A 24,627-nucleotide genomic window follows, 5' to 3' on the forward strand; every position below is an offset into this window, starting at 1 on the left:
CGAGGCAGTCTTGGATGAAGTCGAACGGCTCGATAGTGGCCATCGACTGTCATGATGCGCGTTGCACGTGACCAGTCGCTCACGAGGTAACGCTCCAATGGAAGCTGAAAAGGATCATCGCGCAGTTCCCCGGTATCCACTGGTGCTGGTGCCCGGCATGCTGGGCTTCGTAAAACTGTGCGGGATGGACTACTGGTATGGCATCACCGCTGCGCTGCGCAATCAGGGTGTTGAGGTATACCCGGCGCGTCTGTCGCCGGTGCATGCCACCGAACTGCGTGGTGAGCAGCTGCTGCTGCAGATTGCCGAGGCGCGGCGACGCAGCGGCGCGCAGAAGGTGCACCTGATCGGCCACAGCCAGGGCGCACTGGTTTGCCGTTACGCCGCCGCCCACCGCCCGGAATGGGTCGCCTCGGTAACCTCCGTGGCCGGGCCCAACCAGGGTTCCGAGCTGGCCGATCACCTAGAACGCAAGTACGCCTCGAAAAGTCTGCGCCGCCTGCTGATGCGCACCAGCACCCATATGCTGGCGCGGCTATTTACCCTGCTCGACGGCGGGCTACGCGGGGCGAGCCTGCCGATCAACGCCACCGCCGCCCACCGCTCGCTGACCACCGAGGGCGTGGGCATCTTCAACCACCAGTACCCGCAGGGTTTGCCCTCGGCTTGGGGCGAAGACGGGCCCGAGGAGGTCAATGGCGTGCGCTATTACTCCTGGTCCGGCACCCTGCAGCCGGGCATCACCGACCAGGGTGGCAACCGACGTGATCCGTCGAACTGGTTCTGTCGCCGTTTCGCCCGCACCTTCGTGCGCGAGGCCGGTCAATGCGACGGCATGGTCGGGCGGGTCAGTTCGCATCTGGGCAAGGTGATCCGCGACGATTACCCGCTCGATCACCTGGATATCGTCAACCAGCACTTCGGCCGGGTCGGCGAGGGTGTCGATCCGGTCGGCCTGTATATCGAGCACCTGCGTCGGCTGCACGACGCGGGGCTGTAAAGCGACGTAGCCTGGGTCGAGCGAAGCGACACCCAGGTGCCCAGTCGTCTTTATTGCGCCTGCGCAGCCTTCAGCGCTTCGTAAGCCGGCGCCGCGTAAATGCCGATCTCGACCGCCAGCTCCAGCACTCGTGGCAGATCGCTGGTGTACACCAGCACGGCCTGCAGCGCGTCATCCAGCGGCTCGCTGAAGTCGACCAGCGTGTAGCCCTGGGTTTCCTTCGACAGGCTGCCGAGCTGCACCTGGATGCGGTTCAGGGCCTTGAGCGGCTCGACCTTCTTCAACTGCTTGGCAGTCAGCACGAAGCTCACTTCGGGGCCGAACGACTCGGTGATCTGACCGAACAGATCTTCGTAGCTGTCGGCCTGGAACAGCACGGTGTCCGGCAGGTTGCCGACCACCATCCACTCGCCCAGGTGAATGGGGAAGCTGTCGTCGTAATTGATGTCCGGATTGGCCGCCAGGAAGGCGGCCGGATCGGCGTAGGCCTGGGCCGCTTCGTCGGCGATGCGGCTGATTTCGTTCTGTGGCAGGCAGCCCGAGCTGATTTTGCCGATGAGTTCTTCGAGCTGGGCGCGCATGGCGATTTCCTGATGATGACGTTGGGTGCGCAAGGCTGCCCGTTAGCCGCGTTCAGCGCAACTGGCTTTCGGCCAGATTGCGGGTACGGGGAATGAGGCCGGCATCCCAGTGCCTGGCGCTCCACTGCAGCAGCTCTTCGACGCTGGCATCGACCAACTCGTCGGGCGCGGGCTGACCCAGGGCACGTAATGCGCGGATCAGCAAATGCGTGGCCTGGTCGCCGGGCAGGGGCGGCGAGCGGTAGGACTTGCCGAGCTTGTGGCCGTCGGGCTGGATGATCAGCGGCACATGCAGGTAACGCGGTTGGGAGAAGTCGAGCAGTTCCTGTAGGTAGAGCTGGCGCGGCGTGGAGTCGAGCAGGTCGGCGCCGCGTACCACGCTGTTGATACCCTGCCAGGCATCGTCCAGCACCACGGCGAGCTGATAGGCGTACAGGCCGTCGCGGCGGCGGATCACGAAGTCGCCGACCTCGCGGCCCAGGTGCTGGCTGTATTCACCTTGCACGCGATCGGTGAAACGGTAGGTCAGCTCGGGCACGCGCAGGCGGATGGCCGCGTCATGGCAGGCGTGCCCGGCGTTGCGGCAATGGCCCGGGTAAATGCCACCGCTGCCTTCGAGCTGCTTGCGCGAACAGGTGCAGGCGTAGGCCAGGCCCTGGTCGAACAGGCGCTGCACCAGCGCTTCGTATTCGCCGTGGCGATCGCTCTGGCGCACCAGCTCGCCGTCCCAGTGCAGGCCATAGCGCTCCAGGGTCTGCAGGATGGCGGCCTGGGCACCAGGCACTTCTCGGGGCGGGTCGAGGTCTTCCATGCGCAGCAGCCAGCGGCCGCCGACGGAGCGGGCATCGAGATAGGAGGCGAGGGCGGCGACCAGCGAGCCGAAGTGCAGATAGCCACTGGGTGTGGGCGCGAAGCGACCGATATAGGCGGGTTTATGCATGGCGGGACGTTTGTGCGGGGCGAAACGAAACGGAGCGCCTGAGCGCCCCGTCTGTGGATCGACTCAGGAGCCGACCTGTTTTTCCTTGATTTCCGCCAGGGTCTTGCAATCGATGCACAGGGTGGCAGTAGGGCGCGCTTCCAGGCGACGGATGCCGATCTCGACACCGCAGGAGTCGCACCAGCCGTAATCTTCGTCTTCGATCAGCTGCAGCGTCTCGTCGATCTTCTTGATCAGCTTGCGCTCGCGATCACGGGCACGCAGTTCCAGGCTGAATTCCTCTTCCTGGCTGGCGCGGTCGGCTGGATCCGGGAAATTGGCCGCTTCGTCCTGCATGTGATGCACGGTACGGTCGACTTCCTGCATCAGCTCCAGCTTCCATTTGTTCAGGATACTGGTGAAGTGGGCGCGCATCGCCTCGCTCATGTACTCCTCGCCCTTGGTTTCCTTGTAGGGTTCGAAGCCACGAATCAATTGGCCGTTTGTTGCTTTTGCTTTGGTGGGCATGGATGACCGCCTCTCACTCTCTCTAATCCACTGCGCAGGGAATGTGTCCGTTGCCGTTTACAATAACGGCCCTGCGACTGCAAGCCGGCGAACTTACCAGATCGACTCCGGCCGCGCCACTCCCGGATGTCGCGGTTGTGCATCTGGTTTCGAGCCGGCCCTGTCAGGGCTTTGCAGTGACCCCGAAGAGCCACCGCACACCCGCTTCCAGATGCCTGCAATCGCAATGTAAACACGTATTTCAGTGGTGCGTTGGCACGGTATGACAGAGCGGCGCTGATACAATTCCACCTTTATCTTTTAACAAGGCAGACCCATGGCACAGCCTTACAGCGCCCGCAGCCGCGCGATCGAACCCTTTCACGTGATGGCCCTGCTGGCCCGCGCCAATCAGTTGCAGGCCGAGGGCCATGACGTCATTCATCTGGAAATCGGCGAACCAGACTTCACCACCGCTGCGCCCATCGTCGCCGCCGGGCAGGCCGCGTTGGCGGCCGGCCATACCCGCTATACCTCCGCGCGGGGTTTGCCGGCGTTGCGCGAGGCGATTGCCGGCTTCTACCAGCAGCGCTATCGGCTGAGCATAGACCCCCAGCGCATTCTCATCACGCCGGGCGGCTCGGGTGCACTGCTGCTGGCGGCGAGCCTGCTGGTCGACCCCGGCAAGCACTGGCTGCTGGCCGACCCGGGCTACCCCTGCAACCGGCATTTTCTGCGCCTGGTCGAAGGGGCGGCGCAGTTGGTGCCGGTCGGCCCCGAGCAGCGTTATCAGCTCACCCCGGAAAGCGTCGCCGAGTACTGGAACGACGACAGCGTCGGCGCATTGCTCGCATCGCCCGCCAACCCGACCGGCACGCTGCTCAGCGCCGCCGAGCTGGCAGCACTGTCCGCAGCGCTGAAAGCGCGGGGCGGCCATATGGTGGTCGACGAGATCTACCACGGCCTGACCTACGGCGTGGACGCCAGCAGCGTGCTGGAGGTGGATAACGACGCCTTCGTGCTCAACAGCTTCTCCAAGTATTTCGGCATGACCGGTTGGCGCCTGGGTTGGCTGGTAGCGCCGGAAGAAGCGGTTGCAGACCTGGAAAAGCTCGCGCAGAACCTCTACATCAGCGCGCCGAGCATGGCCCAGCATGCCGCGCTGGCCTGCTTCCAGCCGGAGTCGATGGCCATCTTCGAGGAGCGCCGCGCCGCCTTTGCCGAGCGCCGCGACTTTCTGCTGCCGGCGTTGCGCGAGCTCGGCTTCGGCATTGCCGTCGAGCCCGAGGGCGCCTTCTATCTGTATGCCGACGTCAGCGCCTTTGGTGGTGATGCCTACGCCTTCTGCCAATACTTTCTGGAGACCGAGCACGTGGCCTTTACCCCAGGGTTGGACTTCGGGCGCTACCAGGCCAGCCACCATGTACGCTTCGCCTATACCCAAAGCCTGCCGCGCCTCGAAGAAGCGGTTGAGCGGATCGCCCGTGGCCTGACGAGCTGGAGGCCCAATGCAGTTTGATCCGCCCCTGGAAGAGGCCCGGTTGCTGCGCCGATACAAGCGTTTTCTCGCCGATATCGAAACCGCCGGCGGTGAATTGCTGACCATCCACTGTCCGAACACCGGCTCGATGCTCAACTGCATGAGCGAGGGTTGCCGGGTGTGGTTCAGCCGCTCCAACGACCCGAAACGCAAGTTGCCGGGTACCTGGGAAGTTGGCGAGACGCCCCATGGGCGCCTGGCCTGCATCAACACGGCACGGGCCAATGGCCTGGTGGAAGAAGCGCTACGTGCCGGGCGAATTCCTGAGCTCGCGGGTTTCGGCGCCTTGCGCCGTGAAGTGCCTTACGGCGCGGAGCGCAGCCGGGTGGATTTCTGCCTCGAATACGCCAGCGGCGTGGCCTTCGTCGAAGTGAAGAGCGTGACCCTGGGTTTCGCCGACAGCGCCGTGGCCGCCTTTCCCGACGCGCGCACCGAGCGCGGTGCCAAGCACCTGCGCGAGCTGGCGGCCCTGGCGCGCAGTGGTATCCGTGCCGTGCAGCTGTATTGCGTGAACCTGTCGGGCATCGAGGCCTTGCGGCCAGCCGAGGAAATCGATCCGGCTTACGCCGCTGCGCTGCGCGAGGCGGTGCAGGCGGGCGTCGAGGTGCTGGCCTATGGGGTGGATATTTCGCCTCAGGGGATTGAGGTGGTGCGACGGCTGGATGTGCTGCTGGGTTGAGCGCGTTCCCGGGTATAGCTGCGCTCGACTCGGGCTACGGGGCGGCGTCGCTCTTGTAGCCTGGCGTTGAGCGAAGCGATACCCAGGGTTATTGGCGCTACAGATCGACCCAGATCCCCTCGCCATCCTCGCGGCTGTCGATAGGCCGCAGCGTTTGCCCCTCGCAAGGCCCCGCCACGCACTCACCGGATTCGATCAGAAACAGCGCGCCATGCCGTGCACACTGGATCAGGCTGGCGCTGGGATCGAGAAACTGGTCGGCCTGCCATTCCAGCGGCACGCCCCGGTGCGGGCAACGGTTGCGGTACACGAACACCTCGCCGCCCTTGCGCACGGCGAGCAGCTGCACGTCTTCAACATCGAAGCCCCGGCTCTGAGCTTCCGGCAGCTCATCGGGGGCGCATAGACGGATCATCGAATTCTCCAGGCCTGGGCGGGGGATTATCCCGCATCGGCCTGGGGATGGAAGGGGCGCGCGTCCGTGTGTGGATGAAGTGCCTAGAACTGCCAGGATGCCGAGACCCGGAAGTTGCGCCCCACTTCGCTGTAATAGTCGTCAGGCTGAACCAGGGCGCCGGTCGGAACGTTAAGGGCGTTCCAGTATTTCTTGTCTAGCGCGTTGAACAGCCCGGCCTGCAGTTTTACACCGTCAAGCATCACGGGCTGCCAGTAGCCAGTCAGGTCGACCACGCCGTAACCAGGCGCCTTGAAGTCACCCGCGTTTTCAACCTTGTTGCGTGCTGCCGCTGCACGCAACATCAAGTCGGCGCCGTAGTGATCGGTTTCATATCCGAGCCCGATCAAGCCGCTCAGTGGCGCCACCGAACTCAAGTGCTGATTGGTCTGACGATCCTTGCCTACCGCCCAGGCTACCGAACCCCAGAGTTTCCATTGGGTGAGGAACTCCCAGTGAGCTGTGGCCTCTGCACCGTAGATGTGAACCTTTGAGCGGTTCTGCGTGCGGGTCACGCCTAGCGGGTAGTCGCCATTATCGAGCCCGATGGACGCGAGCGTTGCAGCGTCCACGGCGACATCTTCGTCGATGAAGTTCTTGTAGCGATTGTCGAACAGTGCGAGCGAGCCGCCGAGGCGCTGATCGCCGAGTTGTGCGCCAACTTCGAAGCCGTTGCTTTCCTCTGGCTTGAGGTCAACGTTGCCGAGGCGCAGATAGCTGCCTTCGGCGCCATAGTTCATATATAGCTGAGTCGCATCCGGTGCCTTGAAGCCTTGTGCCCACTGGGCGTAGAGCAATAGATCATCATCTGCTTGCCAGGTGGCGAGCAGGCTGCCGGAGAGCTTATGGTCGCTGCTGCTGCGTAGTGTCTGCTCGTTGCTGGGGTTGACGTTGTTGGCGAAGTCGCCACCAGCTTTGGGTTGCTGCCGATAGGCGTCATAGCGAATGCCAGGTGTCAGCGTGATGGTGTTGTCGGCGAAGCCGATTTCATCACGTGCGTAGATTGCCCATTGGCTACCCTCAGCCTTGGGCATATCCGCCTGGTTGGTGTGCAGGAAGTCGCAGGCGGTAGGACCCATGTACATCGGGTTACTTGGATCGATACTGAACGCCGGGCAATTGTCGTAGCCTTCGGAGACTTGCTGCGTATCGATCCGGTAGAACTCGGCACCCGCTACCAGGTGGTGAGATTTATCGGTCAGCCGGAGCGTTTTTCCGGCCTCGCCAGACACGCCGTATAGCTCCTTCTCTATCTGGTTGTCGCGCCCGAATGCTCCGCTCGGATAGCGATATGGATTGCCTGGCAGGCCACCTACCATCTGGAACACTGCATCCGGAATATTGGCGCGCGCATCGTTTACTACGCGGGTGCCAGCCTGGTCATCGTTACGGCGCAATTTCTGCCAGTAGGCGATGACATTGGCGTGATCCAGCAGTCCATCGGCAATGTCCGCCACGAAGCCGTAATCGACTGACAGGCGCTCGCGCCGTACGTGCTTGATCGTGCTGTTGTCGCCGATCAGATAGTTGCCGCCCTGGTTGCTGCGGCTGTCGATATCGTAGTCGCGATCAAAGTGCTCGGCTGTGAACCCCAGCTTGTGGCCGCCTTCGAAGTCCTGCTGGAGCTTGAACAGCAGGCTTTGCTGGTCGGTATCGGCCGGGTTGGCACTGGTACGTGTGGCGCCGAAGCTGTTCGACGTGCCAGCATTTTCCAGCTCATGTCCCTGTCGCTGACCTCCCTGCAACAACCAACTGGTGTTTTGGTAGCGTCCCGCCAGTGCAGCATTCAGACCCCAACTATCGTCGGCACTGTCATAGTCGGTTTTGATCAGGCTACCGAAAGTCTTGCCGTTCCCGAGCAGATCCTGCGGGTTCAGCGTCCTTAGCTGGACGGCGCCGCCCAGCGCGCCAGAGCCTACCTGGCTGGAGTTCGAACCCCGCACGATATCCACGGCAGAAAGCCCATTGAAGTCCACGCTGTCGAGTCCGCCTTGAGCACCGCCGGATGGGCCTTGACTGCGTGCGCCATCGGTCAGCCAGGGAACGCGAATACCATCGATTGTCGTCAGTACCCGATCACGGTCGAGCCCGCGGATATTGATACTTTCATTGCTGCGATTGAAGTTGACCCCTGGTTCCGCACGCCGCCCCAGATCGTCGAAGCTTCGAATCAGACGCTGATCCATTGTCTTGGCATCGGTCGAGGTGGTGGTGGGTAATGGCTGCTCGACAGCGGTGCTGATCACGCGCGTGCTTTCAAGTTCGGTCACTGTGCCTGGCGCCTGTTGGGCTACGGCCAATGCAGGACTGAACAACAAAAAGGCCAGGCAGGAGCGAAGTGGGAAGGGCGGGGTAGGCGACATGCGATTCTCCTGTCATGTCGAGATACATGGGAAAAGGATGTCGCATTAGATGGTAGTGATTATCGTTTGTAAATAAGATTGACTGGCGGTTAAGATTATTTAGTGTTTGCTGGGTTTTACTCTCCAACCCAGCCGTTTACCCTTCCGGTCTATGGTTTTTCCTCGCCTGCTCAGCGGGCCTTGCAAGGGAGTTGAAGTGATGAGCGATCAGTCCGTGGCCGGGGCAGGCCTCTATGCCGCCTGGCAGAACCTGCGTGCCGAGCAGCCGCACCTGCGGGCCCGGGATGCGGCGGCGAAGCTGGGCGTCAGTGAGGCCGAGCTGACCGCCAGCCGCCTGGCTGTGGATACCGTGCGCCTGCGCCCCGACTGGGCAACGCTGCTGCCCGCGCTGGGTGAACTCGGCCACGTGATGGCGCTGACCCGCAACGAATCCTGCGTGCACGAGCGCAAGGGCGTTTACCGCGAGGTGACGATCGCCGGTAATGGCCAGATGGGCCTGGTGGTGTCGCCGGATATCGACCTGCGTCTGTTCCTCGGCGGCTGGGCCAGCGTCTTCGCCGTGGCCGAGCAGACGCCGCGCGGCGTGCTGCGCAGCGTGCAGGTGTTTGATCACCAGGGCACCGCGGTTCACAAGGTCTACCTTACCGAACGCAGCGAGCTGGAAGCCTGGGAGCCGCTGCTCGCGCGTTTTCGCGATGAGCAGCAAAGCAGCGAACTGGCGCTCAAGCCGATGCCGGCTCCTGCGACCGTTCAGCCGGACGCCGCCATCGACGGCGACGCCTTGCGCGCCGGCTGGGCAGCGCTGAAGGACACCCACCATTTCTTCGCCCTGCTGAAGAACCACGGCGCGGCACGCACCCAGGCGTTGCGCCTGGCCGGTCGTGAATGGGCCGAACCGCTGGCGCCCGAGGCGCTTGCGGGGTTGTTCGAGCGCGCGGCAGCCGGCGAAGTGCCGATCATGGTGTTCGTCGGCAACCGTCACTGCATCCAGATCCATACCGGGCCGGTCAGCAACCTGAAGTGGATGGACACCTGGTTCAACGTGCTCGACCCGCAGTTCAACCTGCACCTCAAGACCGGCGACATCCATGAGCTGTGGCGCGTCCGCAAACCGAGCAGCGACGGCGTGATCACCAGTTGGGAGGCGTTCGATGCCAACGGTGAGCTGATCGTGCAGTTGTTCGGCGCGCGCAAGCCCGGCGTGCCGGAGCGCGAGGATTGGCGTCTTCTGGCCGAGCAGACACCTGCTCTGCAGGCCTGACGCTACACTGCCAGCCTCGGCCGCCCCTGCGTTCGGGCGGCCGCTACTAACCCGCTTCCGGAGTTGTTCCATGATCCGTCCCCTGGCTGCATTCACCCTGCTCGCCTGCCTGCTGGTGCCACTGGCGGCAAGCGCCGACAACCTGCCGCAACGCTGGGTCAGCGCCGGGGGCTCCCTGAGCGAGTGGGTGGTCGAGCTCGGCGGTGAGGCCAAACTGGTCGGCGTGGACACCACCAGCCAGCACCCGGCCTCGTTGCAGAAGCTGCCCAGCGTCGGGTACCAGCGCCAACTGGCCGCCGAGGGCATTCTGGCCTTGCGCCCCGAGGTGCTGCTCGGTACCGAGGAGATGGGCCCGCCGCCGGTACTGGCGCAGCTGGCTGCCGCCGGCGTGAAGGTCGAGGCGCTGCCTGCCGATGCCGACCTGCAGGTGCTGCATGGCAATCTCAAGCGCATCGGGGCACTGCTGGGTGACGAGGCGCGGGCCGAGAGCGTGTTCGCCGCTTATCAGGCGCGTCTGAGCGAACAGGCTGATTGGGTCGCCAAGGCCCAGGCGCAAAGCCCGGCACCGACCGTTCTGCTGCTGCTCGGCCATGCCGGCAGCAGCCCCATGGCCGGCGGCAAGGATACGGCGGCGGCCTGGATGATCGAGCAGGCTGGCGGCAAGAACCTGACCACCCACCAAGGCTACAAGGCGCTGTCCACCGAGGCGCTGCTGGCGCTGGATCCTGAGGTGGTGGTTTTCGCCGACCGCCGCCTGAGCGGCGACGAGGCCCGCCAGGCGCTGCTCAAGCAGAACCCGGCCCTGGCCTCGACCAAGGCCGGCAAGCAAGGGCGCCTGGTGGCCATCGACCCGACCCTGCTGGTCGGTGGGCTCGGCCCGCGCATTCCCGCCGGCCTCGCCGAGCTTTCCGCCGCCTTCTATCCCGGGCTTACACCGCTGGCACCCGCCACGCCATGAAACCGGTGATCGCCCCGAGCTCACTGTTCATCGCGCTGGGCCTGCTGCTGGCGCTCGCCCTGTGGCTGTCCCTGGCCCTCGGGCCGGTGAGCCTGCCACTGGGCGATACCCTGCGGGCCGCCCTGCGCCTGGCCGGCTTACCACTGGCGGACGATGGCCTGCAGCAAGCCGAGCTGATTCTTGGCCAGATCCGCATGCCGCGCACCCTGCTGGGTCTGGCGGTCGGCGCCGTGCTGGCGCTGTGCGGCGTGGCCATGCAAGGGCTGTTTCGCAACCCGCTGGCCGACCCCGGCCTGATCGGCGTTTCCAGCGGTGCGGCACTCGGCGCAGCCATCGCCATCGTCGGGGGCGCCGCCATGGGCGGGATGCCGGAGCTGTTCGCGCCTTACCTGCTATCGCTGTGCGCCTTTCTCGGCGGCCTGGTGGTGACCGCGCTGGTCTATCGCCTGGGGCGCCGCAACGGGCAAACCAGCGTGACCACCATGCTGCTTGCCGGCATCGCCCTCAATGCCCTGGCGTTCGCCTGCATCGGCCTGTTCACCTACCTGGCCGACGATGCCACCTTGCGCACCCTGACCTTCTGGAACCTGGGCAGCCTCAACGGCGCCTGCTATGCCCGGCTGTGGCCGCTGCTGCTGGTCACCCTGGCGGTGGCGCTGTGGCTGCCGCGCCGCGCCCAGGCGCTGAACGCCCTGCTGCTCGGCGAGTCCGAGGCGCGCCATCTGGGCGTTGCGGTGGAGCGCCTCAAGCGCGAGCTGGTGTTCTGTACCGCGCTGGGCGTCGGTGCCGCCGTGGCTGCTGCGGGGATGATCGGTTTCATCGGCCTGGTGGTGCCGCACCTGGTGCGGCTGCTGGTCGGCCCCGATCACCGCGTGCTGCTGCCGGCCTCGGCGCTGGCGGGCGCCAGTTTGCTGCTGCTCGCCGACCTGTTCGCGCGGCTGATCCTGTCCCCCGCCGAGCTGCCCATCGGCATCGTCACCGCCCTGATCGGCGCGCCGTTCTTTCTCTACCTGCTGCTGCGAGGACGCACCTGATGCTCAGTGCCCGCAAGCTGTCGATCCAGCGTGGCGACAAGACCGTGCTTGCCGATATCGACCTGCAGCTGCAGCCTGGTGAAGTGCTGGGCGTGCTCGGCCCCAATGGCGCTGGCAAGAGCACCTTGCTGGGCGCCCTGTGCGGCGAGTTGAGCCCTGCAGCGGGCGAGGTCGTTCTGGACGATCGTCCGCTGCAGGGTTGGCCGGGCACGGCACGCGCGCGGCGCCTGGCGGTGCTGCCGCAAAGCTCGTCGCTGAGCTTCGGTTTCGTGGTCGGCGATGTGGTGATGATGGGCCGCATGCCCCACGACACCGGCCGCGAGCGTGATGAACAGATCGTCCGCGAGGCGCTGCAGGCCGCCGATGCCGAGCACCTGGCCGAACGCAGCTACCTGCAGCTGTCCGGCGGCGAGCGTCAGCGTGTGCACCTGGCGCGGGTGCTGGCGCAGCTATGGCCGGGCGGTGCCGAGCAGACGCTGCTGCTCGACGAGCCGACCTCCATGCTCGACCCGTTGCATCAGCACACCACCTTGCAGGCCGTGCGCCGCTTCGCCGAACAGGGCGCCGCGGTGATGGTCATTCTCCATGACCTGAACCTGGCGGCGCGTTATTGCGACCGCCTGCTGTTGCTCAACGACGGTCGTGCCCATGCTATCGGACTGCCTGCCGAGGTGCTGCGTGCCGAGCCGCTGCACGCGGTGTTCGGCCTGGAAGTGCTGGTGCAACGCCACCCCGAACGCGGGCACCCGTTGATCGTCGCCCGTTGAAGGAAGCCCGATGCGTACGCTGTTTTTCGCCCTGCTGTTGCTGCTCACTGCCTGCCAAAGCCCGCCCGCCCTGGCGCCCGTGCCCGTGTGGCAAAGCCCGGAGGGGCGTGGGCACGCCAACCTGGGGCAGATCATCGACCTGCGCAGCGGCGCACGGCTGACGCCCGAGCAGCTCGTCGCTCACCTGGCGAAGGCGCCCCGGGTGCTGGTCGGCGAGCAGCATGACAATCCGGATCACCATGCCCTGCAGCTGTGGTTGCTGCGCGCCCTGGAGGCGCGGCGAGGGCAGGGCAGCCTGTTGCTGGAAATGCTCGCGAACAGCCAGCAGCCGCAGGTCGAAGATGTGAAGCAGCAGCTGCATGAAGGCCTGCAGATCGCCGATCTGCCCAAGGCGCTGGAGTGGAGCAACGGTTGGCCGTGGGCGCTGTACGGGCCCATCGTGCGTCATGCGCTGGTGCAGGATTATCCGCTGCGTGCAGCGAATCTCGACCGTGCCGAGATCATGACGATCTACCGCCAGCAACCGCTGCTGAAAGGAGAGGCCTCGACTGCGGCGGCCGTGCAGGAGCCGCTACTGGCTCAGATTCGCGAGTCCCATTGCGACAAGCTGCCGATCAGCCAGCTGCCCGCGATGCTCGCCGTGCAGCAGCAACGCGACCGGCGCATGGCCGAGCAACTGTTGAAAGCGCCGCAGCCGGCGATGCTGTTCGCTGGCGCCTTTCACGTGCGCCGCGATCTGGGCGTGCCGCTGCACCTGAGCGACCTGGGCGAGCCAGATGGCGCCCAGGTGCTGATCCTTTCCGAAGCGGGTAAACCGGTGACCGCCGAGCAGGCGGATTACGTGTGGTACACCGCCGCCTTGCCGCCCGAGGATCATTGCGCACGGTTTCGCTAGCGCAAGATCCTCGTAGGGCAGGTCAAGCGCCTGTCTCGGGGCGAGGCGCTCCGGTTATCGGTGCCTCTCTGGCCGCATCAGAATCCTTCCAGCACGATCTTGCCCTTGGCCTTGCCGCTTTCCAGCAGGGCATGGGCGCGGCGCAGGTTTTCGGCATTGATGGTGCCGAAGTGCTCGCCCAGGGTGGTTTTCAGGGTGCCGGCATCCACCAGCTCGGCCACGCGGTCGAGCAGGCGGTGTTGTTCGATCATGTCGGCGGTCTCGAACAGTGAGCGGGTGAACATCAGTTCCCAATGCAGGGAGATGCTCTTGCGCTTGAGCTTCATCACGTCCAGCGGCTGCAGCGGGTCGTCGATCAGCGCCAGGCGGCCTTGCGGGGCCAGGGCTTCGACGATGGCGTCATAGTGCTGGTCGGTCTGGGTCAGGCTGGCCACGTGGGTGACCTGGGCGATGCCGATCCGTGCCAACTCCTCGTTCAGCGGCTTGCTGTGGTCGATCACGTGGTGGGCGCCCAGTTCGCGAACCCAGGCCTGGGTTTCCGGGCGCGAGGCGGTGCCGATCACGGTCAGCCCGGTGAGCTGGCGGGCCAGTTGCACGAGGATCGAACCCACGCCACCGGCAGCGCCGATGACCAACAGGCTCTGGCCCTGGTCGGCCGTGCCATCGGCGACCTGCAGACGGTCGAACAGCAGCTCCCAGGCGGTGATGGCGGTCAGCGGCAGGGCAGCGGCTTCGGCGAACGGCAGGCTGGTCGGCTTGCGACCGACGATGCGTTCGTCGACCACATGCAGCTCGCTGTTGGCCCCGGCACGGTTGATGGCGCCGGCGTAGGCGACTTCATCACCGACCTTGAACAGCGTTACCTCGCTGCCGATTGCCTTGACCACGCCGGTCGCGTCCCAGCCCAGCACCTTGGGCTGGCCGGCGTCGGGCGCTACGTTACGGCGGATCTTGGTGTCCACCGGGTTCACGGAGATGGCTCTAACCTCGACGAGCAGGTCGCGCGGGCCGGGCGTCGGCGCGTCGAGCGTGACGTCTTGCAGGGCCTGTGGATTATCGATGGGCAGCGACTGGTGATAGGCAACGGCTTTCATGGGGGCGTCCTGTAGCGGATTTGAGATGGAAGGCAGCTTGCGCCAATCCATTGCCAGGAAAAACCATAGGCAGCTAGAGTCTCTTTCAATATTTTTTTGAAGATGATCGCCATGCTGCGTTTCGATGACCTGCAACTGTTCGTGCGCATCGCCGGGGAGGGCAGCCTGTCGGCGGCCGCGCGCCAGCTGGACATATCGCCGGCCGTGGCCAGCGCCGGCCTCAAACGCCTGGAGCAGCAGTTGCAGGCGCGCCTGTTCGTGCGCTCGACCCGCAGCTTGCGGCTGACCGCCGACGGCGAGGCCTTTCTGCTGCACGCTCGCCAGGCGCTACAGAGCCTGGAAGCCGGGCGCCAGCAACTGGCCGGCAGCAAGTCGGCGATCAGCGGGCCGCTGCAGCTCGCGGCGCCTTCGGACTTCGGCCGCAACACGCTGCTGCCCTGGCTCGATACCTTCATGCAGACCCATCCCCAGGTGCAATTGCGCCTGCTGCTTGGCGATCGGATCACCGATCTGTTTCGCGAGCCCGTCGACATCGCCCTGCGCTACGGCGAGCCAGAGGACTCGAGCCTGGTGGCGCTGCCGGTGGCGCCGGGCAACCGCCGGGTGCTGTGCGCCGCGCCTACCTACCTGCAGCGCCATGGCGAGCCGCGGCAGATCGCTGATCTGCGCCAGCACAACTGCCTGGTCTACATGCTCGGCGGCCGCGCCTACGAGCGCTGGCGGTTTCACGACGGCGAGCGGGCGCACAGCCTGCAGGTGGCCGGTGATCGCCTCAGCGACGACGCCGATGTGGTGCGGCGCTGGGCCGTGGCTGGCGCCGGGGTGGTGTACAAATCCTGGCTGGACGTGGCCGGCGACGTGCACGCCGGGCGCCTGAAAGTGCTGCTACCAGAGGTGCTCGGCGAACCGACGCCGCTCAACCTGATCTGTACCCACCGCGAGCAACTGAGCAAGCCGGTGCACCTGCTGCGCGAGTTCGTGCAGGCGCGTTGCAGTGAGTTGCTGGCGCAGGCGCCGTGGCGCCGCTAAGCTGCTGCGGCAATCCACCACAGCCCGTTTGCCGCCACTGCCCCTAAAATCGCCAGCCATGAACCTGTCCCGCTCCAACCGCTCATTGCTCGCCTGGGTGCTGTATTTCAGCGTCCTGTTCAGCGCGCTCGCCTGTGCGGTCGGTCATGGGCAGATGACCGGTCTGCAGCTCAGCGGCATGGATGGCGGCTACTGCGGCCTGGATGCCGGCGCGGGCCACGGAGCCGCCATGGACATGGGCGCTGCAGGCACGAACATGCCGATGCCGCTGATGGGCAGCAGCTGTCTGCTGTGCTCCACCTTTGTGGCTCTGGCGCTGGCCGCTTTCTTCGGCCTGCTCGGCCTGCTGCCCAGGCTGCGCCGGATCACTCCAGGCCCCAGCGCCGAACCCGGCGGTGCTGTCCGTTATCTGTGGCCCTCGGCCAACCCTCGCGCTTCGCCCCTGATCGCCTGATTCGCTGATTTGTCGTGGCCTGCTGCGCGCCTTGCGTTGCGGGCCGTTCGCTTATGCACACGATCGGGCTTCACATGAAAAACGCGACACCGTCCTTCTATAACCTCGCCTGGCGCTGGCACTTCTACGCCGGGCTGTTCGTCATTCCGTTCATGATCATGCTGTCGCTGACCGGCATCATCTACCTTTTCAAACCGCAGCTGGACCAGTTGATGTACGCCGACCTGCTGCAGGTCGAGCCTTCGGGGCAGCAACTGACCGCTGACGAGATGTTCGGCCGCGTGCAGGCCGTCTATCCCCAGGGCAGCATCGGCAAGTACCTGCCGCCGGTGGACGCCAACCACAGCGCCCAGTTCGTGGTGAAGGTCGGCGAGCGCACCCGCAACGTGTTCGTCGACCCCTACGGGGGCGCGATCCTCGGTACCCAGGACGCCCACGACAACCTGCAGGCCCTGGCCCGCGCCGTGCACGCCGACCTGTTGATCGGCACGCCGGGCGATCGGCTGATCGAACTGGCTGCCGGCTGGGGCGTGGTGCTGGTGGTGTCCGGGCTGTACCTGTGGTGGCCGCGTGGGCGCGGCGCAGGTGTGCTATGGCCAAGGCTGTCGGCTCGTGGCCGCGTGTTCTGGCGTGATCTGCATGCCGTCACCGGCTTCTGGGGCGCTTTGCTACTGCTGTTCATGCTGCTCACCGGCATGACCTGGACCGGCTTCTGGGGCAAGCAGTTCGCTGGCGCCTGGAACCAGTTTCCGGCCGCCATGTGGGATCAGGTGCCGACCTCCGACCGCCAGGCCGGCGAGCTCAATCAGAGCCACAAGCAGACCGTGCCCTGGGCGCTGGAGAACACCCCGCTGCCCGAATCCGACCCCCATGCGGCGCACAATGGCGGCGCCACCCCGGCATCCACCGCCAACCCGACCGTGGGCCTGCAGCAGGTGGTGGACATCGCCAGCGAGCGAAACGTGCACCCAGGCTACAGCATCACCTTTCCGACTACGCCGACCGGCGTCTACACCATCGCGGTGTTCGCCGACGATCCGCGTAACGACGCCACCCTGCATGTCGATCAATACAGCGGCGCGGTGTTGGCTGACGTGCGCTGGGCCGACTACGGCCTGGCGGCGCGTGCAGTGGAAGGTGGCGTGATGCTGCACATGGGCAAATTCTACGGCCTGCCACATCAGCTGTTCATGCTGTTCGTGTGTCTGATGATTCTGCTCAGCTCGGTCAGTGGCCTGATCATGTGGTGGAAACGCCGCCCCGCCGGAGGCCTGGGCGTGCCGCCGCTGCGCCATGACCTGCCGCGCTGGAAGATCGGCGTGGCGATCATGATCGGCCTCGGCGTGCTGTTCCCCCTGGTCGGCGCTTCGCTGTTGGCGATTTGGGCACTCGATTTTCTGCTGCTGTCACGCCTCGGCGCGCGCCGTCTGGCCTGAACCTGTCGGCCGCCTCGCAGCGGCCGACCCGAATTCATTTGAAGGAGAAACACCATGATCTTGAAGAAACTGGCTCTGACCGCCGCACTGCTCGCCACTAGCCTGCTGGCCAATGCTCACGAATATGAAGTCGGCCAACTGCACATCGACCACCCCTGGTCGCGTGAAATGCCGCCGGTGGCGCCGACTGCCGCTGCCTACTTCGTGGTGCACAACAAGGGCGATGCCGATGACCGTCTGCTCACCGTCGAAACGCCGGTTGCCGGCAAGGCGGAGATCCATGAGCACGCCCACGTGAACGGCATGATGAAGATGCAGCAGGTACAGAACGTGGTGATTCCGGCTGGCGGCGAAGTGAAGTTCGCGCCCATGGGCTATCACGTGATGCTGTTCAAACTGAAGCAGCAGGCCCAGGCCGGTGATCGCTTTCCGATGACCCTGACCTTCGAAAAGGCCGGGCCGGTGACGGTCGAAGTGGCGGTGCAGAAGGATGAGCCGGCGGCGGAAGGTGGGCATGAGCATAAGGGGCATTGATCCCGGCTCGCCACCCGTAGGCTGCTTTTGAGCGCAGTGATACCCAGGAATCGGCTGCCCCGGGTATCGCTTCGTTCAACGCCGGGCTACCGGCTTTTCACACCAGCCTGGCATCCAGGCTGTTCTGCGCCAGGCGCTTGGCTTGCGCTTCGCTCATGCCCAGGCCTTCGTGCAGGGCCATGAAGTTCTCGGTGACGTAGCCGCCGAAGTAGGCCGGGTCGTCGGAGTTGACGGTGACCTTCACGCCGCGCTCGAGCATGTCGAGGAGGTTGTGCTGGCCCATGTGCTCGAACACGCAGAGTTTGGTGTTCGACAGTGGGCAGACGGTCAGCGGAATCTGCTCGTCAATGATGCGCTGCATCAGCCGCTCGTCCTCGCTGGCCCGTACGCCATGGTCGATGCGCACGATCTTCAGCAGGTCCAGGGCTTCCCAGATGTACTCGGGTGGGCCTTCCTCGCCGGCATGGGCCACGGCGTGCAGACCTTCGCTGCGGGCCTTGGCGAACACGCGCTCGAACAGGCGCGGTGGAAAGCCTTTCTCCGAGCTGTCGAGGCCAACGCCGATAAAAGCATCGCGGAATGGCATGGCCTGCTCAAGGGTCTGGAAGGCCTGCTCTTCGGGCAGGTGGCGCAGGAACGCGAGGATCAGGCCGTGGCTGATGCCCAGTTGCTTCTCGCCATCGACCAGGGCGCCCTTGATGCCGCGCATCACCACTTCGAAGGGAATGCCACGGTCGGTGTGGGTCTGCGGATCGAAGAACGGCTCGACGTGCACCACGTTCTGCGCCTTGCACTTGAGCAGGTAGGCCCAGGTCAGGTCGTAGAAGTCCTGCTCGGTGCGCAGTACATCGGCGCCGCGGTAATACAGGTCGAGGAATTCCTGCAGGTTGTTGAAGGCGTAAGCCGCGCGCAGCGCCTCGACATCGCTCCAAGGCAGGGCGATACGGTTGCGCTCGGCCAGGGCGAACAGCAGCTCGGGCTCCAGCGAACCTTCGAGGTGCAAGTGCAGTTCGGCCTTGGGCAGGGCGTTGAGCCAGTCGTACATGGGCAAATCTCATCAGCTTGAAAACGTGGCGCGGAGTTTACCTGCCTGGGGTCGCTCGTGCGGCATCGGCCTTGCCGAGCGGTAGTTGGGTTGAATCATTTACAGAATGTTGCAGTCGGAGCAGGATCGTCCGCCGTCACAGACCCATAGAAAGGAATCACCCCATGTTCAATGCCATCAAGCAGGAATACTGGCTGCTGCTGGCCGTGCTCGCCGCCCTGATCGCCCTGCCGATGGAACATGCGCTGCTCGGCCATGGCCAGGCCATCGCGCTGGCCGGTGCCGTGGCGCTAATCGCCGCCATCGTCTGCGCCTCGCTGCGTGTCGCCCACCATGCCGAGCAACTGGCCGAGCGGGTCGGCGACCCCTACGGCACCATGATCCTCACACTGTCGGCTGTGCTGGTCGAGGTGGTGATCCTGGCGATCATGATGAGCAACCAGGCGTCGCCGACCCTGGTACGCGACACCATCTATTCAGCGGTGATGCTCGACATCAACGGCATTCTCGGCCTGGCCGCGCTGATGGGTGGCCTCAAGCATGGTGAGCAGCCCTACAACGACGACTCGGCCCGTAGCTACAGCGTGATGATCCTCACCGCCATGGGCATTTCCATGGTGGTGCCCGAGTTCATTCCCGAGTCGGACTGGAAGGCGTATTCGATGTTCACCATCGGCGCCATGCTGGTTCTCTACGCGGTGTTCCTGCGCATGCAGGTCGGCCCGCACAGCTACTTCTTCAGCTACAGCTACCCGGAAAAGAAGCACCGCGGCGGCGACGGGCATGGCCACGGTGAGCAGGGCTCGGAGGTCAACGTGGCCTGGTCGATCGGCGTGCTGGTGTTCGGGGTGATCGTCATCGGCGTGCTGGCCGAGGTAATGTCCCTGGCGCTGGACGTCGGTCTGGAAGGCACCGGCGCGCCGCCCGTGCTGACTGCCATCGTGGTGGCCGGCATATCCGCTGCGCCAGAGATCCTCACCGCATTGCGGGCGGCGCTGGCCAACCGTATGCAGTCGGTGGTCAACATCGCCTTGGGCGCCTCGCTGTCGACGGTGATCCTTACTGTGCCGGTAATGGAGGCCATGGCGCTGTACAGCGGCCAGCCGTTCCAGATGGCCATGACCCCGGTGCAGACGGTGATGGTGTTCATCACCCTGATCGTCTGCGCCATCAACCTCAACGACGGCGAAACCAACGCCATCGAGGGCATGACTCACTTCGTGCTGTTTGCAACCTTCATCATGTTGGCGATGCTGGGGCTTTAGGCGTTGTTTCGGTAATTGATGGGCTGCGCCTACGCGGCCCGGTCCATCCTACGGTCTTTAGGGGGCCAGAACCGTAGGATGGGCGATAGCCCATCAAGCTGTAGCCTGAATCGCGCTTACCAATCGATCTTCCGGCCCAGGTAGTCGACGAAGTGATGGCCGCCCTGGCCGGCGAAGCGCTCGACCTGGGCGATCAGGCCGCGGCAGCTGTCGGCGACTTCGACCATGGCGCCTTCGCCACCCATGTCGGTTTTCACCCAGCCCGGATGCAGCGACAGCACGGTCGGGCATGGCTCGGGCAGTTCGCAGACGAAGCTGTTGGTCAGCGAGTTGAGCGCCGCCTTGCTGGCCTTGTAAAGCGCCAGGTTGTTGCCCTCGGGGTTGGCCACGCTGCCCAGCCACGAGCTCATGAACGCTAGCACGCCAGTCTTCGGGCGCACCTGCCCGACCAGGCGCTCAGCGAGACGAATCGGTGCGGTCACGTTGGTCATGAACAGCTGGCCGAGTTCCTCTGCAGTAGCCTTGGCGGCCGACTGATGGCTCGGACCGATGATGCCGGCGTTGACGAAAAGCAGGTCAAATACCTGGCCCTGCAGGCGCTGCACCAGAGCATCCAAGGCCGCGACATTGTCGATATCCAGTGACTCGATCTGCACCCCGCTTAGGGCCTGCAAGTGGCTGGCGCGGGCCGGGTCGCGCACGGTGGCGGTCACTTGCCAGCCGTCTGCGTGCAACTGGCGCACCAGGCCCAGGCCGATGCCGCGCGAGGCGCCGATGATCAAGGCAGTTCTGTTCGAAGGCATGACGAAACTCCGCTAATGGCAAGGCCCATCAGCTTAGCAAGGCTGCGCAATCGTTACCTGTGGTTACCACATATTCACTGACAAATCATTGGCTTAGCACTTCAGGCCATAAAGGTTCGTGAAAGGTTGGTGGTCTAGAGTCCGCGCCTCGTGTCTGTGTCCGCACCGACTTGAACAAGAAAAAGAGGAGAACCCGGTTTGTTGACCCTGATTGGCTTGTTGACCATTTTCTGTCTGGTGGTGATGTTGCTCAGCGGGCGCATGTCACCCGTATTACCGCTGATCGTGGTGCCCTTGCTGGGCGCATTGTGTGCAGGTTTCGGCGCGGATGAGATTTCCGGGTTCTTCACCGACGGCGTTGGCAAAGTGGTGTCCATCGCCACCATGTTCATTTTCGCCATCACCTTCTTCGGCGTGCTGCAGGACACCGGCCTGTTCCGCCCGATCATCGGTTTTCTGGTCAAGCTGACCCGCGGCAATGTCATCGCCGTTGCGGTCGCCACCGCGATCATCGGCATGCTGGCCCACCTCGATGGCGCCGGTGCGACTACTTTCCTGCTGACCATTCCCGCGCTGTTGCCGCTGTACAAGCAGCTGCGCATGAGCCCGTACCTGATGCTGATGCTGCTGGCCACTGGCGCCGGCATCCTCAACATGGTGCCGTGGGCAGGCCCACTGGGCCGCTCGGCCGCAGTCACCGGGCTGGAAGTAACCGAACTGTGGCGACCCTTGCTGGCCATTCAGGGCACCGGTGTTGTCCTGCTGGTGGCGCTGGCAGCCTTTCTCGGCTGGCGCGAGCAGCGTCGCATCGCCGCGACCGGCGGCACCGTAGTGGACGATGGTTCCGTGGATCACATTGGCGCGCCCGGCCAGATCAGCGACGAAGAGCGTGCGCTGGAACGCCCAGGCCGCATGTGGATCAACTTCGGCCTGTTCGTGCTGGTGCTGGTGGCGCTGTTCACTGGCGTGCTGCCGGCCGGCTACGTGTTCATGATCGGCCTGAGCCTGGCGCTGCTGATCAACTACCCCAACGGCAAGATGCAGATGCAGCGCATCGCCGCGCATTCTTCGGCGGCCCTGGGCATGGGCATGATCATTCTGGCCGCCGGCTCGATGCTCGGCATTCTGTCCGGCACCGGCATGCTGACCTCCATCGCCCAGGATCTGGTCAAGGTGCTGCCTTCCGGCATGGTCGGTCAGTTGCACATCATTCTTGGCGTGTTCGGCTTCCCCATGGAGTTTCTGCTCAACACCGACGCCTATTACTTCGGCCTGTTGCCGGTGGTGATGGAAGTGGTCGAGAACCATGGTGTAGCTGCGCCTAGCGTGGTCTACGCGCTGATGATCGGCAACATCATCGGCACCTTCATCAGCCCGTTCTCCCCAGCACTGTGGCTGGCGCTCGGCCTGGCGCGCTTGGAGATGGGGCAGCACATCCGCTATTCGTTCTGGTGGATGTGGGGCTTCTCGCTGGCGCTGTTCGCCACCGCCTGGGCCATCGGCCTGTTCTGAGCAAACCCTGTGCTGAATAAAAAGGCGCCGTGAAAACGGCGCCTTTTTGGTTTTTTAGCGGCCCAGGCGCCGCAACTCGTCGGATTCGACGATGCGCAAGCCTTCACCTTCTTCCAGCGCCAGGCGCCATAATGCACGAGCAAGGGCGGTAACGTCGATGGCGCGGTGCTTGCCCGGCAGCCAGCGCAGGAAGGGCGCGGCCAGTCGCTCACCGAGGCGGAACTCGTTGCGCGGGCCAAGCAGCAGAGAGGGGCGGGCGATGGTCAGTTGCGGCCAGCCCTGAGCCTTGAGCGCTTCCTCGGCCTGGCCCTTGGTGCGGTTGTAGAACACCGAGGATTGCGGATCGGCGCCGATGGCACTTACCACCAGGAGATGCCGCGCCCCCAGTTCCCGGGCGCGGGCCGCGAAAGCCACGACCAGATCATGATCGACGGCGCGAAAAGCGTCCTGCGAGCCAGCCTGCTTGATGGTGCTGCCCAAACAGCAGAAGGCAGTATGCACCGAGCCATCCAGGGCTGGCAGCAGGTCGAGCAGTTCGCCGACCGGGTTTTCCAGATGAGGATGTTCGGCCAGAGGCTTGCGACTCGGTGCCAGCACGCGCTCGACGGTAGGTTCGTTGAGCAGGCGGTCCAGCAGGTGTTCACCGGTCATGCCCGAGGCGCCTGCCAGAAGAATGTGCTGGGGAGTCAAATACATGGTCGATCCTCGACTGCTATTCATTATGGAGTTTAGAGGGCAATCGCCGATTTATCGTTCAAGGCGCTTCGCTGTGTGCTTGGCGCAGGGCATTCCAGTGATCGAGCACTGCGGCAGGCGCCCAGATTTGCGGCTCGGACGGCTCGAAACCGTCGGCCTGCTCGCGCTCGGCGACCGCCTGGCGGGCCAGCTTGAAAGCCTCTTGCAGGTCATCGGTCTGCTGCAGCGCTTCGGCGAACAGGGCGCGGCCAAAGTAGGTGAAGTCGGCCTCCTCGGAGCAGCCAAATGACACCCGGTCGGCGCGGGCGGCAGTCATTACCAGGGTCTTGTCATCTTTCAGGGCCGGGATGAACCCACCGGAATAGCAGGCGGAAATCACCACCACCTTGTCGCGCCCAGCCAGGGGCTTGAGCAGATCGGCCAGATCACTGGCGGGCAGATCAGCGAGTTGCAGGCGCGGCTGGTCCAGGTTCAGCTCGTGAGTGCGCGAACCGTGGCTGGTCAGGTAGATGAATACCAGGTCTTCCGGGCCGCTGCGCTCGGCGATGGCCTGTACCGCACGGCGCAGGTTCTCGCGGGTCGCCACGGGGCGGTCGGCCAGATGATCACGGTGGTTGGCCAGGGTGATGCGGCCGTAGGCGGCAAAACGTTTGCTAAGCAAGTCGGCCACGTAGTCGGCCTCACGCAGGAACACGCTCTGCTTGCCGTCGCCGGCCAGGGTCAGCGCATAGAGCTCGCGGCGCGGGGTTGAGGCGGGCAGGGCAGCGATGGCCTGGTCGAGCAGCTCGCCCTGTTTCAGCAGGCCGATTTCCAGTGGATCAGGCAGCGCCTGGCCGTTTTCGTCACGCACGCGGATGCCGCGACGCCAGGTGCCTTGCTGCTTGCTGCCATCGGCATTGAGCCGAGTGCCCACGCCGTTGAACTGGCCATGGGCGAACTGGCCGTCATAACGGCTGCCGTCGGGCTGTTGCAGATGGCCTTCCCCCTGGTAGCGCCAGTCGCGAAATTGCCCGGTATAACGGCTGCCATCGCTGCCGCGGTATTCGCCCTTGCTGTTGAGTGCGCCCTCGGCGAAGGTGCCGCTCCATGCATCGCCGGCTGCGCTCTGGTAGCGGCCCTTGCCATGGAACAGGTTGTCTTTGAAGTCGCCGTCGTAGCTGTCGCCTTCGCTGCCGCGGTAGCTGCCGGCCCCCTTGAGCTGGCCGCCTGCGAAGTGCCCGGAAAGCTGGTTGCCCTCTTCGTCTTCGCGCATGCCCTGGCCGTCCGGCAGACCTTTGACGAATAAGCCCTGGAAGCGGCTGCCATCGGCCTGTTCGAGAATGCCGAAGCCGTGAAAGCGGCCAGCACGAAACTGCCCGCGATAGGTTTGCCCGGCTTCTTCCAGCACGCCTTCGCCCTCGAACTGGCCCTGGCGGAAGCCGCCGCTGTAATGGCTGCCATCAGCTTTTTTCAGCGTACCCTGGCCGTTGTAACGGCCGGCAGCGAATTCACCGACGTAGTGCTCGCCATTGGCGCCTTGCCACTCCCCGGCGCCCTGGCGCTGGCCATCGACGAAGTGGCCGACGTAGCGGCTGCCGTCGGGATAGTCGAGGCGGCCTTTGCCCTGCAGCAGGCCGTCGACCACATCGCCTTGGTAGCGCGAGCCGTCGGGCAGGATAGCGTCAGGTGGCAGCAGCTGCGTGCTCGGGCCGCAGGCCGTGAGGGCAAGGGTGAGGGCCAAAGGCGCGAGGCGAAGCATGCGGTACGTCCCTGTCAGCGAGGAGATGCCGCAGTATGCCGCAAACTCTCTGCCGCGCGCTGC

24 protein-coding genes are annotated in these 24,627 nt (G+C 64.7%); 14 read left to right on the forward strand and 10 right to left on the reverse strand.

Features of this window, described 5'->3' with window-relative positions; genetic code table 11:
- Positions 1 to 97 precede the first annotated feature (97 nt).
- A complete protein-coding gene (locus PVA39_RS04725) occupies positions 98 to 1,000 on the forward strand; it encodes a lipase family alpha/beta hydrolase (RefSeq protein WP_274123034.1) in 903 nt (300 codons plus the stop codon).
- Positions 1,001 to 1,050: 50 nt separating this feature from the next.
- Here the strand turns inward: PVA39_RS04725 and PVA39_RS04730 are convergent, their stop codons facing one another.
- The 3 genes from PVA39_RS04730 to dksA all read right to left on the reverse strand — a co-directional run bounded on the left by PVA39_RS04730 (position 1,051) and on the right by dksA (position 3,028).
- Complete coding sequence (locus tag PVA39_RS04730; protein ID WP_274123035.1) at positions 1,051 to 1,581, reverse strand: hypothetical protein; 531 nt, start codon at positions 1,579 to 1,581, stop codon at positions 1,051 to 1,053.
- Between the two features lie 52 nt (positions 1,582 to 1,633).
- Positions 1,634 to 2,521: a tRNA glutamyl-Q(34) synthetase GluQRS gene (gluQRS, locus tag PVA39_RS04735; RefSeq protein ID WP_274123036.1), complete on the reverse strand. Its 888-nt coding sequence runs from the start codon at positions 2,519 to 2,521 to the stop codon at positions 1,634 to 1,636.
- A 63-nt stretch (positions 2,522 to 2,584) separates the two neighbouring features.
- Positions 2,585 to 3,028, reverse strand: coding sequence for an RNA polymerase-binding protein DksA (gene dksA / locus PVA39_RS04740; RefSeq protein WP_013792734.1), 444 nt, complete (start codon positions 3,026 to 3,028; stop codon positions 2,585 to 2,587).
- Positions 3,029 to 3,344: 316 nt separating this feature from the next.
- On the opposite strand from dksA, the gene PVA39_RS04745 reads away from it, so the two are divergent.
- On the forward strand, positions 3,345 to 4,526 hold the full coding sequence (locus PVA39_RS04745; RefSeq protein WP_274123037.1) for a pyridoxal phosphate-dependent aminotransferase: 1,182 nt from the start codon (positions 3,345 to 3,347) through the stop codon (positions 4,524 to 4,526).
- Positions 4,516 to 5,226 (forward strand): DNA/RNA nuclease SfsA, encoded by a 711-nt coding sequence (gene sfsA / locus PVA39_RS04750; protein ID WP_274123038.1) that lies wholly within the window; start codon positions 4,516 to 4,518, stop codon positions 5,224 to 5,226. Before PVA39_RS04745 ends, sfsA begins: the two co-directional genes overlap by 11 nt.
- A 97-nt stretch (positions 5,227 to 5,323) precedes the next feature.
- Here the strand turns inward: sfsA and PVA39_RS04755 are convergent, their stop codons facing one another.
- Both PVA39_RS04755 and PVA39_RS04760 read right to left on the reverse strand, forming a co-directional pair.
- The gene (locus tag PVA39_RS04755) at positions 5,324 to 5,641 is read right to left on the reverse strand and encodes a Rieske (2Fe-2S) protein (RefSeq protein WP_274123039.1); all 318 of its coding nucleotides are present in this window, start codon (positions 5,639 to 5,641) and stop codon (positions 5,324 to 5,326) included.
- Positions 5,642 to 5,724: 83 nt separating this feature from the next.
- Positions 5,725 to 8,043: a TonB-dependent hemoglobin/transferrin/lactoferrin family receptor gene (locus PVA39_RS04760; RefSeq protein ID WP_274123040.1), complete on the reverse strand. Its 2,319-nt coding sequence runs from the start codon at positions 8,041 to 8,043 to the stop codon at positions 5,725 to 5,727.
- A 199-nt stretch (positions 8,044 to 8,242) separates the two neighbouring features.
- On the opposite strand from PVA39_RS04760, the gene PVA39_RS04765 reads away from it, so the two are divergent.
- The 5 genes from PVA39_RS04765 to PVA39_RS04785 all read left to right on the forward strand — a co-directional run bounded on the left by PVA39_RS04765 (position 8,243) and on the right by PVA39_RS04785 (position 12,958).
- Positions 8,243 to 9,304, forward strand: coding sequence for a hemin-degrading factor (locus PVA39_RS04765; protein WP_274123041.1), 1,062 nt, complete (start codon positions 8,243 to 8,245; stop codon positions 9,302 to 9,304).
- Between the two features lie 70 nt (positions 9,305 to 9,374).
- Positions 9,375 to 10,262 carry a heme/hemin ABC transporter substrate-binding protein gene (locus PVA39_RS04770; RefSeq protein ID WP_274123043.1) on the forward strand — a complete coding sequence of 296 codons (888 nt, stop codon included), beginning with the start codon at positions 9,375 to 9,377 and terminating at the stop codon, positions 10,260 to 10,262.
- Positions 10,259 to 11,296, forward strand: a complete 1,038-nt coding sequence (locus PVA39_RS04775) for a FecCD family ABC transporter permease (protein WP_274123044.1) — start codon at positions 10,259 to 10,261, stop codon at positions 11,294 to 11,296. The genes PVA39_RS04770 and PVA39_RS04775 overlap by 4 nt, the downstream gene beginning before the upstream one ends.
- Complete coding sequence (locus PVA39_RS04780; protein WP_274123045.1) at positions 11,296 to 12,063, forward strand: heme ABC transporter ATP-binding protein; 768 nt, start codon at positions 11,296 to 11,298, stop codon at positions 12,061 to 12,063. Before PVA39_RS04775 ends, PVA39_RS04780 begins: the two co-directional genes overlap by 1 nt.
- Positions 12,064 to 12,073: 10 nt before the next feature.
- Complete coding sequence (locus tag PVA39_RS04785; protein WP_274123046.1) at positions 12,074 to 12,958, forward strand: ChaN family lipoprotein; 885 nt, start codon at positions 12,074 to 12,076, stop codon at positions 12,956 to 12,958.
- A gap of 77 nt (positions 12,959 to 13,035) precedes the next feature.
- Here the strand turns inward: PVA39_RS04785 and PVA39_RS04790 are convergent, their stop codons facing one another.
- Positions 13,036 to 14,052, reverse strand: a complete 1,017-nt coding sequence (locus tag PVA39_RS04790; RefSeq protein ID WP_274123047.1) for a zinc-binding alcohol dehydrogenase family protein — start codon at positions 14,050 to 14,052, stop codon at positions 13,036 to 13,038.
- Between the two features lie 111 nt (positions 14,053 to 14,163).
- Between PVA39_RS04790 and PVA39_RS04795 the strand changes: the two genes are divergently transcribed.
- The 4 genes from PVA39_RS04795 to PVA39_RS04810 all read left to right on the forward strand — a co-directional run bounded on the left by PVA39_RS04795 (position 14,164) and on the right by PVA39_RS04810 (position 17,505).
- Positions 14,164 to 15,081, forward strand: coding sequence for a LysR family transcriptional regulator (locus tag PVA39_RS04795; RefSeq protein WP_274123048.1), 918 nt, complete (start codon positions 14,164 to 14,166; stop codon positions 15,079 to 15,081).
- 58 nt (positions 15,082 to 15,139) lie between these two features.
- A complete protein-coding gene (locus PVA39_RS04800) occupies positions 15,140 to 15,535 on the forward strand; it encodes a DUF2946 domain-containing protein (RefSeq protein ID WP_274123049.1) in 396 nt (131 codons plus the stop codon).
- A gap of 74 nt (positions 15,536 to 15,609) precedes the next feature.
- The gene (locus PVA39_RS04805) at positions 15,610 to 16,971 is read left to right on the forward strand and encodes a PepSY-associated TM helix domain-containing protein (RefSeq protein ID WP_274123050.1); all 1,362 of its coding nucleotides are present in this window, start codon (positions 15,610 to 15,612) and stop codon (positions 16,969 to 16,971) included.
- A gap of 54 nt (positions 16,972 to 17,025) precedes the next feature.
- Entirely contained in the window at positions 17,026 to 17,505 is a 480-nt protein-coding gene (locus tag PVA39_RS04810) for a copper chaperone PCu(A)C (RefSeq protein WP_274123051.1), read from the forward strand.
- Positions 17,506 to 17,602: 97 nt separating this feature from the next.
- Here PVA39_RS04810 and PVA39_RS04815 read toward each other — a convergent pair whose 3' ends face one another.
- Positions 17,603 to 18,550: an adenosine deaminase gene (locus PVA39_RS04815; protein ID WP_274123052.1), complete on the reverse strand. Its 948-nt coding sequence runs from the start codon at positions 18,548 to 18,550 to the stop codon at positions 17,603 to 17,605.
- 164 nt (positions 18,551 to 18,714) lie between these two features.
- Between PVA39_RS04815 and PVA39_RS04820 the strand changes: the two genes are divergently transcribed.
- A complete protein-coding gene (locus PVA39_RS04820; protein WP_274123053.1) occupies positions 18,715 to 19,815 on the forward strand; it encodes a calcium:proton antiporter in 1,101 nt (366 codons plus the stop codon).
- A 116-nt stretch (positions 19,816 to 19,931) separates the two neighbouring features.
- Here the strand turns inward: PVA39_RS04820 and PVA39_RS04825 are convergent, their stop codons facing one another.
- Entirely contained in the window at positions 19,932 to 20,618 is a 687-nt protein-coding gene (locus PVA39_RS04825) for an SDR family oxidoreductase (protein ID WP_274123054.1), read from the reverse strand.
- Positions 20,619 to 20,816: 198 nt separating this feature from the next.
- Between PVA39_RS04825 and PVA39_RS04830 the strand changes: the two genes are divergently transcribed.
- A complete protein-coding gene (locus PVA39_RS04830) occupies positions 20,817 to 22,130 on the forward strand; it encodes a CitMHS family transporter (protein ID WP_274123055.1) in 1,314 nt (437 codons plus the stop codon).
- Positions 22,131 to 22,184: 54 nt separating this feature from the next.
- Here PVA39_RS04830 and PVA39_RS04835 read toward each other — a convergent pair whose 3' ends face one another.
- Both PVA39_RS04835 and PVA39_RS04840 read right to left on the reverse strand, forming a co-directional pair.
- Positions 22,185 to 22,826, reverse strand: coding sequence for an oxidoreductase (locus PVA39_RS04835; RefSeq protein ID WP_147174829.1), 642 nt, complete (start codon positions 22,824 to 22,826; stop codon positions 22,185 to 22,187).
- 58 nt (positions 22,827 to 22,884) lie between these two features.
- Complete coding sequence (locus PVA39_RS04840) at positions 22,885 to 24,564, reverse strand: C13 family peptidase (protein WP_274123056.1); 1,680 nt, start codon at positions 24,562 to 24,564, stop codon at positions 22,885 to 22,887.
- Between the last annotated feature and the right edge of the window lie 63 nt (positions 24,565 to 24,627).

The organism is Pseudomonas sp. CNPSo 3701, assembly GCF_028674975.1.
GTDB lineage: Bacteria > Pseudomonadota > Gammaproteobacteria > Pseudomonadales > Pseudomonadaceae > Aquipseudomonas > Aquipseudomonas straminea.